Origin of the sequence: Streptomyces sp. NRRL F-2580, from assembly GCF_000720115.1 — a bacterium.
In the GTDB taxonomy this organism is placed as follows: domain Bacteria; phylum Actinomycetota; class Actinomycetes; order Streptomycetales; family Streptomycetaceae; genus Streptomyces.
This window is the reverse complement of the sequence record NZ_JOIR01000004.1, coordinates 1-14764: the sequence shown is the minus strand read 5'-3', so window position 1 is coordinate 14764 and position 14764 is coordinate 1. Positions and strand designations below refer to the sequence as shown.

Annotated in this window: 15 protein-coding genes and 1 tRNA gene; 9 read left to right on the top strand and 7 right to left on the bottom strand. The window is 73.3% G+C overall.

All coding sequences use genetic code 11. The annotated features are described in order from the left end of the window. Positions 1-10: 10 nt before the first annotated feature. On the bottom strand, positions 11-868 hold the full coding sequence (locus IF88_RS0104795) for an FhaA domain-containing protein (RefSeq protein WP_030707599.1): 858 nt from the start codon (positions 866-868) through the stop codon (positions 11-13). Positions 869-1161: 293 nt separating this feature from the next. On the opposite strand from IF88_RS0104795, the gene IF88_RS0104790 reads away from it, so the two are divergent. The 6 genes from IF88_RS0104790 to IF88_RS0104765 all read left to right on the top strand — a co-directional run bounded on the left by IF88_RS0104790 (position 1162) and on the right by IF88_RS0104765 (position 6681). Continuing rightward, positions 1162-1244 (top strand) — tRNA-Leu (locus IF88_RS0104790). Positions 1245-1450: 206 nt separating this feature from the next. After that, entirely contained in the window at positions 1451-3139 is a 1689-nt protein-coding gene (locus tag IF88_RS0104785) for a sensor histidine kinase (protein ID WP_030707596.1), read from the top strand. 8 nt (positions 3140-3147) lie between these two features. Continuing rightward, positions 3148-3807 carry a response regulator gene (locus tag IF88_RS0104780; RefSeq protein WP_037805511.1) on the top strand — a complete coding sequence of 220 codons (660 nt, stop codon included), beginning with the start codon at positions 3148-3150 and terminating at the stop codon, positions 3805-3807. A 52-nt stretch (positions 3808-3859) separates the two neighbouring features. After that, positions 3860-5260 carry a DUF2252 domain-containing protein gene (locus tag IF88_RS0104775; RefSeq protein WP_030707593.1) on the top strand — a complete coding sequence of 467 codons (1401 nt, stop codon included), beginning with the start codon at positions 3860-3862 and terminating at the stop codon, positions 5258-5260. Between the two features lie 234 nt (positions 5261-5494). Further along, positions 5495-6256 carry a hypothetical protein gene (locus tag IF88_RS0104770; RefSeq protein WP_107050477.1) on the top strand — a complete coding sequence of 254 codons (762 nt, stop codon included), beginning with the start codon at positions 5495-5497 and terminating at the stop codon, positions 6254-6256. An 80-nt stretch (positions 6257-6336) separates the two neighbouring features. Continuing rightward, positions 6337-6681 carry a rhodanese-like domain-containing protein gene (locus tag IF88_RS0104765; RefSeq protein ID WP_030383866.1) on the top strand — a complete coding sequence of 115 codons (345 nt, stop codon included), beginning with the start codon at positions 6337-6339 and terminating at the stop codon, positions 6679-6681. A gap of 6 nt (positions 6682-6687) precedes the next feature. Here the strand turns inward: IF88_RS0104765 and IF88_RS0104760 are convergent, their stop codons facing one another. The 6 genes from IF88_RS0104760 to paaA form a co-directional block, all read right to left on the bottom strand. Beyond that, positions 6688-7830 carry an acyl-CoA dehydrogenase family protein gene (locus IF88_RS0104760; protein ID WP_030707589.1) on the bottom strand — a complete coding sequence of 381 codons (1143 nt, stop codon included), beginning with the start codon at positions 7828-7830 and terminating at the stop codon, positions 6688-6690. Between the two features lie 203 nt (positions 7831-8033). Further along, positions 8034-9137, bottom strand: coding sequence for a 2Fe-2S iron-sulfur cluster-binding protein (locus IF88_RS0104755; protein WP_030707588.1), 1104 nt, complete (start codon positions 9135-9137; stop codon positions 8034-8036). Next, entirely contained in the window at positions 9138-9644 is a 507-nt protein-coding gene (gene paaD / locus IF88_RS0104750; protein ID WP_030707587.1) for a 1,2-phenylacetyl-CoA epoxidase subunit PaaD, read from the bottom strand. Next, a complete protein-coding gene (gene paaC, locus IF88_RS0104745) occupies positions 9638-10396 on the bottom strand; it encodes a 1,2-phenylacetyl-CoA epoxidase subunit PaaC (protein ID WP_030707586.1) in 759 nt (252 codons plus the stop codon). The genes paaD and paaC overlap by 7 nt, the downstream gene beginning before the upstream one ends. Continuing rightward, complete coding sequence (gene paaB / locus IF88_RS0104740; protein ID WP_030707584.1) at positions 10393-10677, bottom strand: 1,2-phenylacetyl-CoA epoxidase subunit PaaB; 285 nt, start codon at positions 10675-10677, stop codon at positions 10393-10395. Before paaB ends, paaC begins: the two co-directional genes overlap by 4 nt. Continuing rightward, positions 10674-11723 (bottom strand): 1,2-phenylacetyl-CoA epoxidase subunit PaaA, encoded by a 1050-nt coding sequence (gene paaA / locus IF88_RS0104735; RefSeq protein WP_030707582.1) that lies wholly within the window; start codon positions 11721-11723, stop codon positions 10674-10676. The genes paaB and paaA overlap by 4 nt, the downstream gene beginning before the upstream one ends. 135 nt (positions 11724-11858) lie before the next feature. Here paaA and IF88_RS0104730 point away from each other — a divergent pair, with 135 nt between their 5' ends. The 3 genes from IF88_RS0104730 to IF88_RS0104720 all read left to right on the top strand — a co-directional run bounded on the left by IF88_RS0104730 (position 11859) and on the right by IF88_RS0104720 (position 14671). Further along, positions 11859-12521 carry a DUF5819 family protein gene (locus tag IF88_RS0104730; RefSeq protein WP_234323439.1) on the top strand — a complete coding sequence of 221 codons (663 nt, stop codon included), beginning with the start codon at positions 11859-11861 and terminating at the stop codon, positions 12519-12521. Beyond that, positions 12518-13681, top strand: coding sequence for an HTTM domain-containing protein (locus tag IF88_RS0104725; RefSeq protein WP_051836516.1), 1164 nt, complete (start codon positions 12518-12520; stop codon positions 13679-13681). The genes IF88_RS0104730 and IF88_RS0104725 overlap by 4 nt, the downstream gene beginning before the upstream one ends. Positions 13682-13891: 210 nt before the next feature. Continuing rightward, entirely contained in the window at positions 13892-14671 is a 780-nt protein-coding gene (locus IF88_RS0104720; RefSeq protein WP_030707575.1) for a TrmH family RNA methyltransferase, read from the top strand. The last annotated feature ends 93 nt before the right edge of the window (positions 14672-14764 follow it).

Sequence of the window (14764 nt, the reverse complement as noted above, 5' to 3'; positions counted from 1 at the left end):
TGCCCCCGCTTCACCCTTCGGCTTGCCGGTAAATGATGGTGGTGCTGCCCACGACGATCCGCGAGCCGTCGCGGAGCGTAGCGCGGGTGGTGTGCTGCCCGTCCACCACGATGCCGTTGGTGGACCCGAGATCCTGGATCGTCGAGGGCGTTCCGGTCCGGATCTCACAGTGCCGGCGGGATACGCCGGGGTCGTCGATCCGCACGTCGGCTTCCGTGCTTCGGCCGAGTACGAGCGTGGGACGCGAGATCTGGTGGCGGGTGCCGTTGATCTCGATCCAGTGCCGCCGGGGGCCGCCCGAGCCGGCCGCGGGCGCCGGTCCGGCGGGTCCGCCGGGGGCGGGCCTGCGCGGGCCCGCGCCGCCGGGCGGCGGTGCACTGGGCATGGGCGGGGCGGCGACCGGCGGATAGCCGTATCCGCCCTGCGGCTGGTTCTCCGGCGGGTAGCCGTAGCCGCCCTGCGGTGAGGCCGGCCCTGCCTGCGGCTGGGAGGTGCTGGAGGCGAGGGTGCGGCTGCGGACCCGGTAGAGCCCGGTGTCGAGGTCGTCGGCCTTCTCCAGGTCGACCTTGATGGGGCCCATGAAGCTGTAGCGCTGCTGCTTGGCGTAGTCGCGGACGAGGCCCGCGAGCTCGTCGCCGAGCTGCCCGGAGTAGGGGCTCAGGCGGTCGTAGTCACCGGCGCTGAGCTCGACGATGAAGTCGTTGGGGACGACGGTCCGCTCGCGGTTCCAGATGGTGGCGTTGTTGTCGCACTCCCGCTGGAGGGCTCCGGCGATCTCCACCGGCTGGACCTCGGACTTGAACACCTTGGCGAAGGTGCCGTTCACCAGACCTTCGAGTCGCTGCTCGAACCGCTTCAGAACTCCCATGGGGCACCTCCTCCGTCGTTGTCGCCCTGTACTGCTTACTGATCGTATCCACGCGTGGCAGATTCCAGTGGTTCCCCGTCGCTCCTGTGAGGACGAGTGTTGGTCCTCACAAGGGATCGTAGGGGCGTCGCAGGAACAGTGTCCCGCACCGGGAGCGGAGTGCGGGAGGGGCCGTCCACGGCGGGCTGCGGGGGCGGCGGGAAAGCGATTTCAAACCACCCCGCTCACCGTGCTAATGTTTCGACGTCGCCAGGGGAACGGCCCGAAAGGGAAGAACCACTGGGACGCTGCTCGGGCGAGTGGCGGAACGGCAGACGCGCTGGCTTCAGGTGCCAGTGTCCTTCGGGACGTGGGGGTTCAAATCCCCCCTCGCCCACATCGACGAGACGGTCGTCACTGCGAAAGCGGTGACGGCCGTTTCGTGTTTCCCCGTCACTTCTGTTTCCCCCGGTGACTTCTGCCGCCGTGCCGGGGGTGATCCAGGACACGTCGTCGAAGTCGCCGCCCAGGTTCGACTTTCGTCGGGACGGGGGCGACGAAAGAGGGCAGTCGGGCGGGGGACGGGTGTCTAGGGTCGGGCGGGTGGATGTGAAGGCGAAGACGCGGGCGGGATGGGACTGGCTGAGGGGGCCGGAGCCGTGGACCCGGCGGATGCTGGCGACGGACCTGGCGGTCGGCGGGGTGCTGGCCGTCCTCGGGCTGGGCGTCGACGAGCTCAGTGACGGGTCCGGTCCGCGGATGCTCGCGGGCTCCGTGGTCGTGGTGGCGCTGACCCTGATGCGCCGGCGGCTGCCGGGGACCGCGCTCGTGGTCGCCTCGGCGGTGGGCGCCCTCCTCCCGGGGACGTTCTTCATCACGCCGCTGCTGGCCTGGTCGGCGGGGCGGCGGATCGTCGGGGTGGGCCGGGCGGTGGCCGCCTTCGCGCTGGCCTTCGTCGCGGCGGTCGGTGCCAGCGTGGCGGACCAGTCGGCGCAGATGCAGCCGGTGCTGGTGATCGTGTTCTCCACGCTGATGTTCCTGGCCATGATCGTGATGCCGGGTCTGGCCAGCCGGTACTGGTCGCAGCGGCGCACCCTGCTGCGGGCGCTCCACGAGCGCAACGGACAGCTGCTGCGCGAGCGGGCCATGGTCGCCGGGCAGGCGAGGCTGCGCGAGCGGCAGCGCATCGCCCAGGACATGCACGACAGCCTGGGGCACCAACTCGCCCTGATCTCCGTGCACACCGGGGCGCTGGAGGTGGATCCGGAACTCACCGGCCGTCAGCGCGAGGCGGTGGGCGTGCTGCGGCAGGCCTCGGTGGCCGCGATGCACGAACTGCGCGAGGTCGTCGGCATCCTGCGCGACGGCGTGGAGGCGCCCGCGCCGGTGGAGGAGGCCCAGCCCGCGGCGCGCGGCGTGGCCGGGATCCCGGGGGTCGTGGAGGCGGCGCGCGGCTCGGGCACCGACGTACGGCTGACCACGTCGGGGCAGCCCAGGCCGCTGGTCGCGGCGTGCGACCACGCCGCGTACCGGATCGTCCAGGAGGCCCTGACGAACGCGTACAAGCACGCTCCGGGTGCGCCGATCGCCGTCGAGCTGCGGTACGAGGACGACTCGCTGGTGGTGGAGATCGCCAACGGTCCGGCGGCCGGTCCGGCGGACCCTGGGGTGGTCTCGGGCGGGCAGGGTCTGACGGGGCTGCGCGAGCGGGCGCGGCTGGTCGGCGGGATGGTGCACGCGGGCGCCACCGAGGGCGGCGGGTTCCGGGTGGCCGGGGTGCTCCCGTACGGGACCGAGCCGGCCGGGGTGGAGGACGTGGCCGACGACTTCGGGCAGCGGGCCCACGCGCAGACGCACGCGCCGGCCGGGGAGCAGCCGATGGACTGGGCGGCGGTGGACAAGGAGCTGGCCGTACGGGTGCGCAGCCGGACCGGCGGCGTCGCGGTGGGCTGCGGGATCGCCTTCGCGGCGGTGGTGCTGCTGGTGATCGTGCTCGGCGCCGGAGTGGTGCTGCTGGTGGACTCGGCGGGCGACGCGATGATCGGCCGGGACGAGTACGACGCCGTGCACGTGGGCGAGTCGGAGCAGTCCGTCCGCGACCGGCTGCCGAGCGGCGAGAGCTTCATGACGGCGGGAGCGGTGCGCAAGGGGCCGGCCAGGCCGCCGGGGTCGGAGTGCCTGGCCCTGCTGGCCGAGGAGTCGTCGGGGAGCTGGGGCACGGACCTGGTTTTCCGGTTCTGCTTCCAGGACGGCAAGCTCGTCGACAAGCAGGTCTACGAGGTCAAGCAGTAGGAGCACGGGTGACAGCCGAAGTGATCCGCGTGGTGATCGCCGACGACGAGCCGCTGATCCGGGCCGGGATCAGGATGATCCTGACCTCGGCGCCGGACATCGAGGTCGTCGCGGAGGCCGCGAACGGCCGGGAGGCGGTGGAACTGGCCCGCTCCCACGCGCCCGCCGTGATGCTGCTCGACATCCAGATGCCGGTGATGGACGGGCTGACGGCGCTGGCGGAACTGCGGCGGGCCGCGCCGGAGGTGCGCGCGCTGATCCTGACCACCTTCGGCGAGAAGGAGAACGTGCTGCGGGCGCTGGGCCAGGGCGGCGCGGGGTTCCTGCTGAAGGACTCGGCGCCGGGCGAGCTGATCGGTGCCGTCCGGGCCGCCGCGGCCGGGGACGCGTACCTCTCGCCGGGGGCCACCCGGCACGTCGTGGACCAGCTGGCGTCGGGGAAGGCCGCCGCGCGCGGCGAGGAGGCCCGGCGGCAGGTGGCGGAGCTGAGCGAGCGGGAGCGCGGCGTGCTGGCGCTGCTGGGCGAGGGGCTGTCCAACGCGGAAGCGGCCCGGCGGCTGCACATGAGCGAGGCGACCGTGAAGACGTACGTCAGCCGCATTCTGGCGAAGCTGGGCTGCGAGAACCGGGTCCAGGCCGCACTGCTGGCCAGGGACGCCGGGCTGTAGATACGGTCAGCCCGTTCGAGAAACGATCGATGAACGGGTGGGGGCGGCGCCGATGGCGGCGGTAGCGGGGCAGCGGATTCCGGACGTGGCGGGCTTCGCGCCGCGATCGGCGGCGGGTTCGCCCAAGGCGGAGGGCAGGGCGCTGCGCGTGCGCGTGCCGCGGTCGGCGCACGCCGGCTTCGCGGCGCCGGCCGGGCGGCCGGACGCGGTCCGGGCGGTGGAGGAGTCCAACGCGGGGCGGGTCGCCGAGCTGACTCCCATACGGGTGGGCCGGATGGCCGCGAACCCCTTCGCGTTCCTGCGCGGGGCGGCCGGGCTGATGGCCCACGACCTGTCGGGCGGCCCCGTGACCGGGATCGGCGCGCAGATCTGCGGCGACGCCCACGCGGCGAACTTCGGCCTCTACGGGGACGCCCAGGGGCGGCTCGTCATCGACCTGAACGACTTCGACGAGACCGTGTTCGGCCCGTGGGAATGGGACGTCAAGCGGCTGGCGACCTCGCTGGTGCTGGCCGGCCGGGTGGCCGGCGCGGACGAGGGCACCTGCCGGGCGGCCGCGCTGGACTCGGTGGGCGCCTACCGGCGGACCATGCGGCTGCTGGCCAAGCTGCCCGCCCTCGACGCGTGGAACGCCATCGCGGACGAGGAACTCGTCTCGCACACCGACGCCCGGGACCTGCTGGGCACGCTGGAGCGGGTCTCGGAGAAGGCCCGCAACAACACCTCCGCCCGGTTCGCCGCCAAGTCCACGCGGACGGGGCCGGACGGCGGGCTGCGCTTCGTCGACGCGCTGCCCGTGCTGCGCCGGGTCGGCGACGGGGAGGCGGCGGCCGTGGCGGCCTCGCTCGGTCCCTACCTCAGGACGCTGCAGGGCGACCGGCTGCCGCTGCTGGCCCGGTACGCGATCCAGGACGTGGCCTTCCGCGTGGTGGGGACCGGGAGCGTCGGCACCCGCTCGTACGTGGTGCTGCTGCTGGACCACCGGGGCGAGGCGCTGGTGCTCCAGGTGAAGGAGGCCCGGCCCTCGGTGCTGCTGCCGCACCTGCCCGCGCTGGGCTTCGTATCGCCGCCCGAGGAGCACGAGGGCCGCCGGGTGGTCGCGGGGCAGAAGCGGATGCAGGTGGTCTCCGACATCATGCTGGGCTGGACCACGGTGGAGGGCCGGCCGTTCCAGGTCCGGCAGTTCCGCAACCGCAAGGGCAGCGTGGACCCGGCCGCGCTGACCGCCGACCAGATCGACGACTACGGGCGGATGACCGGCGCCCTGCTGGCCCGGGCGCACGCGCACAGCGCCGACCCGCGGCTGCTGGCCGGCTACTGCGGCAAGAACGAGGAGCTGGACGAGGCGATGGCGGCCTTCGCGGTGGCCTACGCCGACCGGACCGAGGCCGACCACGCCGACCTGGTGGCGGCGGTGCGGGCGGGCCGGATCGCCGCGGAGCCCGGGGTCTAGTACGGCGTCGGGCCGCCGCGCGGCGGCCGGTGTCCCTCCCCCCGGCCGGCGCCGGGGGGAAGCCCCGGTGGGGGTATCGCCCGCGCGGGCGGGCCGTAGGCTGGCCGGGTGAGCGAGCAGACCGAGCAGCCCGAGCAGACAGTCCCCGGTGATTCCGGCGACTCCTCCGTCACCGGTGAGGAGCGCCCCGAGGCGCGCCCCGACGAGCACTCGGACGAGCGCCCCGAGGCGCGCCTGGAGCGGGCCGTACGGGCCGCCGAGCAGGCGCTGATCGAGTTCGAGATCGCGGTCGAGACCTTCCGCGTGGAGGTGGAGAACTTCTCCCGCCTGCACCACCAGAAGCTCGGCCCGATGTACTCGCGGCTCGACGAGCTGGACGCGCTGATCGCCGAGGCGAAGGCGGCCCGCAGCGGGGACCCCGAGGACCTGCGCCGGGCCCGGGAGGCACGCTCGCTGGTCATGCCGATGCCGGGCGTGGACGAGCTGTTCCACGACTGGCTGGGCTCGGACGGGATCTCCGACGACGCCGGCGCGATGCTCACCGACCGGCCCGTGCGGCCGCCGGAGCGGGTGCGGCCCACGGAGGAGGTCCGCCGCCTGTACCGCGAGCTGGTCCGCCGGGCGCACCCCGACCTCGCCCAGGAGGAGGCGGAGCGGGAGCGGCGCGACGCGTTCATCGCGCGGGTCAACGCCGCCTACGGGCGGGGCGACGCGGAGCTGCTGCGCGTGCTGGCCGAGGAGTGGGCGGCCGGACCGGCCCCGGAGGCGGCCGCGCCGAGCGAGAGCGAGGAGCTGTACGCCCGGCTGGAGTGGCTGGCGCAGCGCAAGGAGCTGCTGGCGCTGGTGGCCCGGGAGCTGGAGGACAGCGCGATCGGGTCGATGCTGCGGATGGCGCCCGAGGACCCGGACCGGCTGCTGGAGGAGATCGCGGAGCAGCTGCTGGCGCAGGTGTCCGAGCGCGAGGCGGAGCTGGCGGCGGCGCTCGCCGCGGAGTGAGCGGGCGGGCCGTGCCGGCGGGGCCGAACGTGCCCGTCGGATAGGTTGGAAGGACCATCTGCGATGAGAGAAGGCGACGTATGAACTTCGGACCGCTTCCCTCGGTGGACGCCGCCGCGGTGCCCTCCGAAGGCTTTGTCCTTGACGTCCGTGAGGACGACGAATGGGCGGCCGGCCACGTCGAGGGCGCCCTGCACATCCCGATGAGCGACTTCGTCGCCCGCTTCGGTGAGCTCACGGAGGCCGTCGAGGACGGCCGCCGGGTGTACGTGATGTGCCGGGTCGGCGGCCGTTCCGCGCAGGTCACCCAGTACCTGGTGCGCCAGGAGATCGACGCCGTGAACGTCGACGGCGGGATGCAGGCCTGGGACGGTGCCGGGCGCCCGATGGTGACGGACAACGGGAACCCGGCCTTCGTGCTGTAGTCCCGCTCAGCCGAGGGGGTGGGCGGCCAGCAGGTCGCCCAGGGCCTCCTCGTGCGCGGCGGCCGGGCCCAGCTGGAGTTCCAGCTGCTTGGCCCACGCGTGGTAGCGGTGCAGCGGGTAGTCGGTGTCGGCGCCGAAGCCGCCGTGCAGGTGCTGGGCGGTCTGCACGACCCGGCGCACGCCCTCCGAGGCCCAGATCTTGGCGACCGCGACGTCACCGGAGCTCGGCAGCGGACCGCCGGCGCCGCCGGTCGCGGCGTCGAGCCGCCAGGCGGCCTGCCACAGGGTGACCTCCATGGCGCGCAGGTCGATGTAGCGGTCGGCGGCCTGGACGGCGACGGCCTGGAAGGTGGCCACCGGGAAGCCGAACTGCTCGCGCTTGCCGGTGTACTGGCCGGTCATCGTGAGGACGCTCTCGCCGAGCCCGAGGGCCAGTGCGCAGGTGCCGGTGGCGAGGAGCTGGCGGAGCCGCTCCCAGGCTCCCGGGGTGTCGATGAGGTGGGCGGCCTCCACCCGTACGCCGTCCAGGGCGAGTTCGGCGAGCCGCTCCCCGCTGGTGGAGACCTGCTCGGCGAGGGCGAGGCCCTCGGCGGTGCGCGGGACGAGCGCGAGGACGGCATCGCCCTCGCCGGTGTGGGCCGGTACGGCGATCCAGTCGGCGTTCTGTGCCCAGGGGACGGTGGTCTGCGTGCCGTCCAGGATCCACGCCCCGTCCTCGCGGCGGGCGGTGACGGCGAGTTCGGCCGGGTCGTGGCCGGAGCGGCCGTGCGCGGCGGCGGTGAGCACGAGCGTGCCGCGCGCCGCGCCGGGCAGCAGGGCGGCGGCCAGTTCGGGGCTGCCGTGGGCCTGGACCGCCATGGCGGCGGCGCAGTGCTCCAGCAGCGGAACCCGGGCCAGCACCCGGCCCGCCTCGCGCAGCACCAGGCACAGGGCGATGGCGTCCAGGCCGGCGCCGCCGTGCTCCTCGGCGAGGACCAGGCCCAGCAGGTCGGATCCGGCGAGCCTGGCCCACAGCGGGCGGTCGAAGTCGTCGGCGACGGCGCCCGGGGTGAGCGCGGGGCTGGGCACGCCGTCGGGTGCGACGTCCGCGAACACGGCCTTGGCCGCCTCGACGGCGGCCTGCTGCTCCTCGGTGAAGGTGAAGTCCACTGCCTGTCCTCCCGCGCGCGTTCAGGTCTGACGGTGCGTCAAGATAGAACACGTTCTGGAAATTGGACAGAGGAACTCCCGGAGGGGAACTCCCGGAGGGGAACTCCCGGAGCGGAACTCCGGGAGGGGAACTCCGGGAGCGGAACTCCCGGAGCGGAACTCCCCGAGAGGAAATCCCGGAGGGAACTCCCGACTGGGTCTCCCTAGCGGTCGAAGTCGATCTCCACTTCCTCCGTCAGCGGGTGCGACTGGCAGGCCAGGACGAATCCGGCCTCCGTTTCCTCGGATTCCAGGGCGAAGTTCCGGTCCATCCGGACCTCGCCCGACACCAGGAAGGCCCGGCAGGTGCCGCAGACCCCGCCCTTGCAGGCGTACGGGGCGTCCGCACGGTTGCGCAGCACCGCGTCCAGCAGGGATTCGCCGTCCTGGACCGGCCACGTGCCGGAGCGTCCGTCGAGCCGCGCGGTGACCCGCCCGTGCGAGGCGGCCGCCGAGGCCGCGGTGCGGGCCGGCGCCGTGACCTCCTCGACGTGGAAGATCTCCTCGTGCACCCGGGTCCGTACGACGCCGAGGCCGCTCAGGGCGCGCTCGGCGCCCTGCACCAGACCGTAGGGGCCGCACAGGAACCAGCCCGTCACCTCCGCCACCGGGAGCAGCGCGGGCAGCAGGGCGGCCAGTCGCTCCTCGTCCAGCCGCCCCGAGGGCAGCCCGGACTCCTGCTCCTCCCGGGAGAGGACCGTCACCAGCTGGAACCGCGCCGGGTACCGGTCCTTGAGGTCGGCGACCTCCTCCAGGAACATCGTCGAGGCCGCCGTACGGTCGCTGCGCACGAGGCAGAAGCGGGCGTCGGGGCGGGCGGCCAGCAGGCTCGCGGCGATGGACAGCACGGGAGTGATGCCGCTGCCGCCGACGATCGCCGCGTAGTGCCCCGAGGCCGGGGCGGCGGCGGGCTCCAGCACGAACCGGCCGGCCGGGACCATGACGTCGAGGACGTCCCCGGCGGCGATCTCCTTGTGGGCGAAGGTGGAGAACTCCCCGCCCTCCACGAGCCGCACCCCGACCCGCAGCTCCGCCGGGCCCGGGCCGTCCGGCGCCGGGGCGGGAGAGCAGATCGAGTAGGTGCGGCGGACCTCCGTGCCGCCCTCGGGGGCGGTGCGGCGCAGGGTCAGGTGCTGGCCGGGGGCGTGCCGGTACTCCTCGCGCAGTTCCGCGGGAACCCGGAGGGTCAGCGCCACCGAGTCGTCGGTGAGCCGGTCGACTGCCGCCACCGTCAGCGGGTGGAACGCGCCGTGGCGGGGGGCGGCCATCTACAGCTCCTTGAAGTGGTCGAACGGTTCACGGCAGGCGACGCAGCGGCGCAGCGCCTTGCACGCGGTGGAGGAGAACCGGCTGAGCAGTTCGGTGTCGGTCGATCCACAGTTCGGGCAGCGGACCGACAGGGTGAGCGGGACCGGCCCGCCGGCCGCGTGCGGGCGGGGCGGGGCGATGCCGAACTCGGCGAGCTTGCGGCGGCCCTCGGCGCTGATGTCGTCGGTCGACCACGCGGGGGCCAGCACGGTGGTCACCCGCACCTCGGGTATGCCGTGGCCGGTCAGGACCCGCTCGATGTCCGCCGACATGGCCTCGATGGCCGGGCAGCCGGTGTAGGTGGGCGTGAGGGTGACCTCGGCGTGGCCGTCCTCGTGCATCCGCACGCCGCGCACGACGCCGAGCTCGCCGAGGGTGAGGACGGGCAGCTCGGGGTCCGGGACGGAACCGGCCAGCTCGGCCAGCTCCGCCTCCAGGCGGGTCACCCCGGCGTCGGCGGTCACCATGACGCCCCCGGGTGGCTGCGGTGCAGGTGCTGCATCTCGGCGAGCATCCGGCCGAACGGCTCGGTGTGCAGGCCCTGCCGGCCGGCGCCGGCGGCCCAGGCACCGGTGCGCGGCCCCTCGGGCAGAGCGAGACCGGCCCGCTCCAGCACGCCGGTCAGCGCGGCCAGCCAGCGCTCTTCCAGGGCGGCCCAGTCCACGCCGTCGAGCCCCTCCACCGGCTGGAACATCTCCCCGGTGTACTTCCACAGGGCGTCGAGGGCGTTCCGCATGCGGCGCCGGCTCTCCTCGGTGCCGTCGCCGAGCCGCAGGGTCCACTGCTCGGCGTGGTCGCGGTGGTACGCGGTCTCCTTGACGGCCTTGGCAGCGAGCGGGGCGAACGGGCCGTCGCCGCGGGCCAGCTCCCCGTACAGCTCGTGCTGGTGGAAGGAGAAAAAGAGCTGGCGGGCGATGGTGTGGGCGAAGTCGCCGTTCGGCTGCTCGACCAGCTGGAGGTTGCGGAAGGACCGCTCCTCGCGCAGGTAGGCCAGCTCGTCCTCGTCGCCGGCCATGGACAGCAGGATGCGGGCCTGGCCGAGCAGGTCGAGGGCGATGTTCGCGAGGGCGACCTCCTCCTCCAGGACGGGGGCGTGCCCCGCCCACTCGGCGAGGCGGTGGGAGAGGACCAGCGCGTCGTCGCCGAGCGCGAGAGCCGCGGCGACGGGGGTGCCGGAGGTGCCTGTCGTGCCGACGCCGGTGGTGTCGGTGCCGCTCACAGGTGGCTCACCCCCTCCGGGATGTCGTAGAAGGTGGGGTGCCGGTACGGCTTGTCGGCGGACGGGGCGAAGAACGGGTCCCGCTCGTCCGGCGAGGAGGCGGTGATCCCGGTGGAGGGCACCACCCAGATCGAGATGCCCTCGCCGCGCCGCGTGTACAGGTCGCGGGCGTTGCGCAGGGCCATCTCCGCGTCGGGGGCGTGCAGGCTTCCCGCGTGCGTGTGCGAGAGGCCGCGGCGCGAACGCACGAAGACCTCCCACAGGGGCCAGTTCTGCGTCATACCCGTGCCTCCTCGTTCTGTTCGGCGTGCTCCGCCGCTTGCCTTGCCGCCTGCTTGTCCGCGTACGCCGCGGCGGCGTCGCGCACCCAGGCGCCTTCCTCGTGGGCCGTGCGCCGCTGGCCGATCCGCTGCTCGTTGCAGGGGCCGTTGCCCTTGAGCACGTCCCAGAACTCCGACCAGTCGATGGCCCCGAAGTCGTGGTGCCCGCGCTCCTCGTTCCACTTCAGGTCCGGGTCGGGCAGGGTCAGCCCGAGGGACTCGGCCTGCGGGACGGCGATGTCCACGAACCGCTGGCGCAGCTCGTCGTTCGAGTGGCGCTTGATCCGCCAGGCCATCGACTGTGCCGAGTGCGCCGACTCGTCGTCCGGCGGGCCGAACATCATCAGGGAGGGCCACCACCAGCGGTTCACCGCGTCCTGCGCCATGGCGTGCTGGGCCTCGGTGCCCCGCGAGAGGGCGAGGAGCAGCTCGTACCCCTGGCGCTGGTGGAAGGACTCCTCCTTGCAGATCCGGACCATGGCGCGGGCGTAGGGCCCGTAGGAGCAGCGGCAGATCGGCACCTGGTTGGTGATCGCCGCGCCGTCCACGAGCCAGCCGATCGCGCCGACGTCGGCCCAGGTCAGGGTGGGGTAGTTGAAGATCGAGGAGTACTTCTGCTTCCCCGAGTGGAGCTTGTCGAGCAGCTCGTCGCGGCTGGTGCCGAGCGTCTCGGCCGCGCTGTAGAGGTACAGCCCGTGGCCGGCCTCGTCCTGCACCTTGGCCATCAGGATCGCCTTGCGGCGCAGCGAGGGCGCGCGGGTGATCCAGTTCGCCTCGGGCTGCATGCCGATGATCTCGGAGTGGGCGTGCTGTGCCATCTGACGGACCAGGGAGGCGCGGTACTCGTCGGGCATCCAGTCGCGCGGCTCCACGCGCTCGTCCGCCGCCACGGCAGCGTCGAACGCCGCCGCGAGCTGTGCGCCCAGGTCAGCAGTCATGCCAGTCCCGTCCGTCCTGTCTGCCCCGAGGGCCGTGTCCGGTCCCGTCTCCGGGGTCACTGCCACCATTCCGGCCCCTTGTCAGTGTCTGCCGTCCGCCCGACCGACCGATCGTTCGGTTCATCCGCTTCAATGGTGAGACGGCGGCCCGTAGGGTGTCAACCTCTGTGGTCAACCCTGTGGACGCCGGACGATCGGGGCGGGATGGATTCGAACGGGCACGAGCTCGCCGAAGGGGCCGTTCCGCCACCGCCCCGGGCGCCCGGAATGGCCGGTCTGTCCACCCCGTACCGGGTCGTGACGGCCCTGGCCCTGGGGGCCGTCGCCGTGGCGGCGTGCGCGCACCTCGCACTCGTCTTCCTGCACGTGGCCCCGTCCAACACGGTCAGCAAGCAGCACGCGCGGACGATCGACAGCTGGATCTATCCCGAGTTCGAACAGAACTGGAAGCTCTTCGCCCCCAACCCGCTCCAGCAGAACATCGCCGTGGAGGCGCGCGCGGAGGTGCGCACCTCCGGCGGCGAGCTGATCACCACCGACTGGCGCGACCTGAGCGCCGAGGACACCGCCGCCATCCGGCACAACCTGCTGCCGAGCCACATCCGGCAGAACGAGCTGCGCCGGGCCTGGGACTTCTTCACCGGCTCCCATGACGAGGACAACAAGCCCACCGGCGATCGCGGCCAGCTGTCCGAGGAGTACCTGCGGCGGATCGCCGTGAACCGGCTCTCCCCGCGGCACCCGGGCGGCCACATGCTGCGGATCCAGCTGCGCTCGGCGACGACGGCGGTGCCCGCGCCGGAGTGGAGCACGGAGACCACCGACACCCAGACCTACTACCGGGAGCTGCCGTGGTGGACGGTGTGAGGCGGGCCCGCGCGGTGCTCGGCCGGGCGGCCGCGAAGGTCACCGGAGAGGCGCTCGGCCCCTACCAGAGCGCCGTGGTGCGCATCGGCTTCGCCGGGACCTGGCTGTTCTTCCTGCTGTGCGAGTTCCCGAACCGCGCGGAGCTGTACGGGCCGGACGGGCCGTGGAGCTGGCGCCTCGCGGAGCGGCTGACCGACTCCAACGGTGCCTTCACGGTGCTGATGTGGTCCGACTCGACGCTGTGGTTCGAGATCGTCTATGCCGTCTCGATGCTGGCGAGCGTGGGGCTGCTGCTGGGCTGGCGCACGCGGGCGACGTCCGTGGTGTTCATGGTCGGGGTGCTGTCGCTGCAGAACCGCAGCGTGTTCATGGGAGACGGCGGGGACAACGTCATCCACCTGATGGCGATCTACCTGGTGCTGACCCGGTGCGCGCAGGTGTGGTCGCTGGACGCGCGGCGGGCCCGGCTGCAGGGGTCGGCCTGCGCGGGAGCCGCCGGGCCGGTGCTGTGGGGCGTGCTGGGGCTCGTGTTCGCGTACGGGACCGTGACCGGCGAGTCCGGCTACGGCTGGCCGGCCGCCTTCGCGGCGGTGTGGGTGGTCTGCGGGCTGTGGTGGCTGGTGGACCGCCGTGATCCGGAGGGCGAGGGGCGGGCGGTCCTGGACGTCCTGGCCAACCTGCTGCACAACGCGGGCCTGCTGGTGATCATGGCGGAGGTCTGCCTGATCTACGCGACGGCGGGCTGGTACAAGATCCAGGGCTCGCGATGGCAGGACGGTACGGCGCTGTACTACCCGCTCGGGCTGGACTACTTCACCCCGTGGCCGGGGCTGTCGGCGCTGGTCGCGGGCAGCGGGACGCTGGTGATGCTGCTGTCGTACGGGACGGTGGCGGTGCAGGTGGCGTTTCCGTTCACGCTGTTCAACCGGCGGATCAAGAACGTGCTGCTGGCCGTGATGATGCTGGAGCACGTGGGGATCGCGGTGCTGTTGGGGCTGCCGTTCTTCTCTTTGGCGATGATCGCCGCCGACGCGGTGTTCTTGCCGACGGGCTTCCTGGTGTGGCTCGGCGTCCGCGCGGCCGCCGTGCGGTCCGGCCGCGCCGTGCCCGCCGCCGAGCCGGTCCCCGCACCGCGCGAACCCGAGCCGGTCCAACGCTGACACCGCCCGCGGCGCCGCTGCCGGGGGCCAGCCCCCACACCCCCGGTCCTCAAGCGCCGGACGGGCTGAAAGACCGGGCTCCGCCCCGAACCCCGCTCCTCAAGCGCCGGAGGGGCTGGATGGCGCGGCGGGAGGGCTCCGCGCAGCGGTACAAGGCCCGGCGCAATCGGCGCGCGCAGCGGCACACCCCGGAGACCGTAGGGTCGGGGGATGAGTGAAGGTCAGAGCGTTGAAGAGGTCGTGCGGGAGTGGCGGGAGGCCGCCGGGCGGGCGGATCTTGTGCTGCTCGACGGGTTCCACGCGCTGAAGCACGCCCTCCGCTTCGGCGCCGACGTACGCATGGCCCTCGCGGACGACCCCGCCGCGGTCCGCGCGCTCGCCGCCGAGCTCGCTCCCGACGTGGAGGCCGACGTGGCCCGGCTGGTGCGCCGGGCCGGCCTCAAGGAGCTGCTCCCCCGCGTGCACCCCACCGGCGTCGCGGCCCTCGCCGTACGTCCCGACCGCGCGGCCGCTCTCGCCGGGCTCGGGCGGATGCCCAGGTCCGCGCCCGTCGTGGTGCTCGACAACCCCCGCAACCTCGGCAACGTCGGCGCCGTCGTCCGTCTCGCCGCCGGCTTCGGCGCCACCGGCGTGGTGACGCGCGGCGACCTGGACCCCTGGCACCCGAACGTGGTCCGGGCCGGGGCCGGTCTGCACTACGCCACCACCGTCGAGCGCCTCGCGCTGGACGAGCTGCCGCCCGGGCCGCTCTACGCGCTCGACCCCGAGGGCGTGGACATCCGTACCCTCACCCTCCCGGACGACGCCCTCCTCGCCTTCGGCTCGGAGCGCCACGGGATCTCACCCGAGCTCCGCGACCGGGCGGACCACCTCGTCTCCCTGCCCATGCGCCCGCAGGTCTCCAGCTACAACCTCGCCACCAGCGTGGCCATGGCCCTCTTCCACTGGGGCGGCCCGCCGGCCGGCGGACAGGGCGGCGAGGACGCCTAGACGAGTAAGTCCGATGTCTTCGGGTGCATAAAGCGAGGGTCTCGTTGGTTCGTTTGTGACGACAAACCTGGAGACCCTCGCGACTGCACTGTA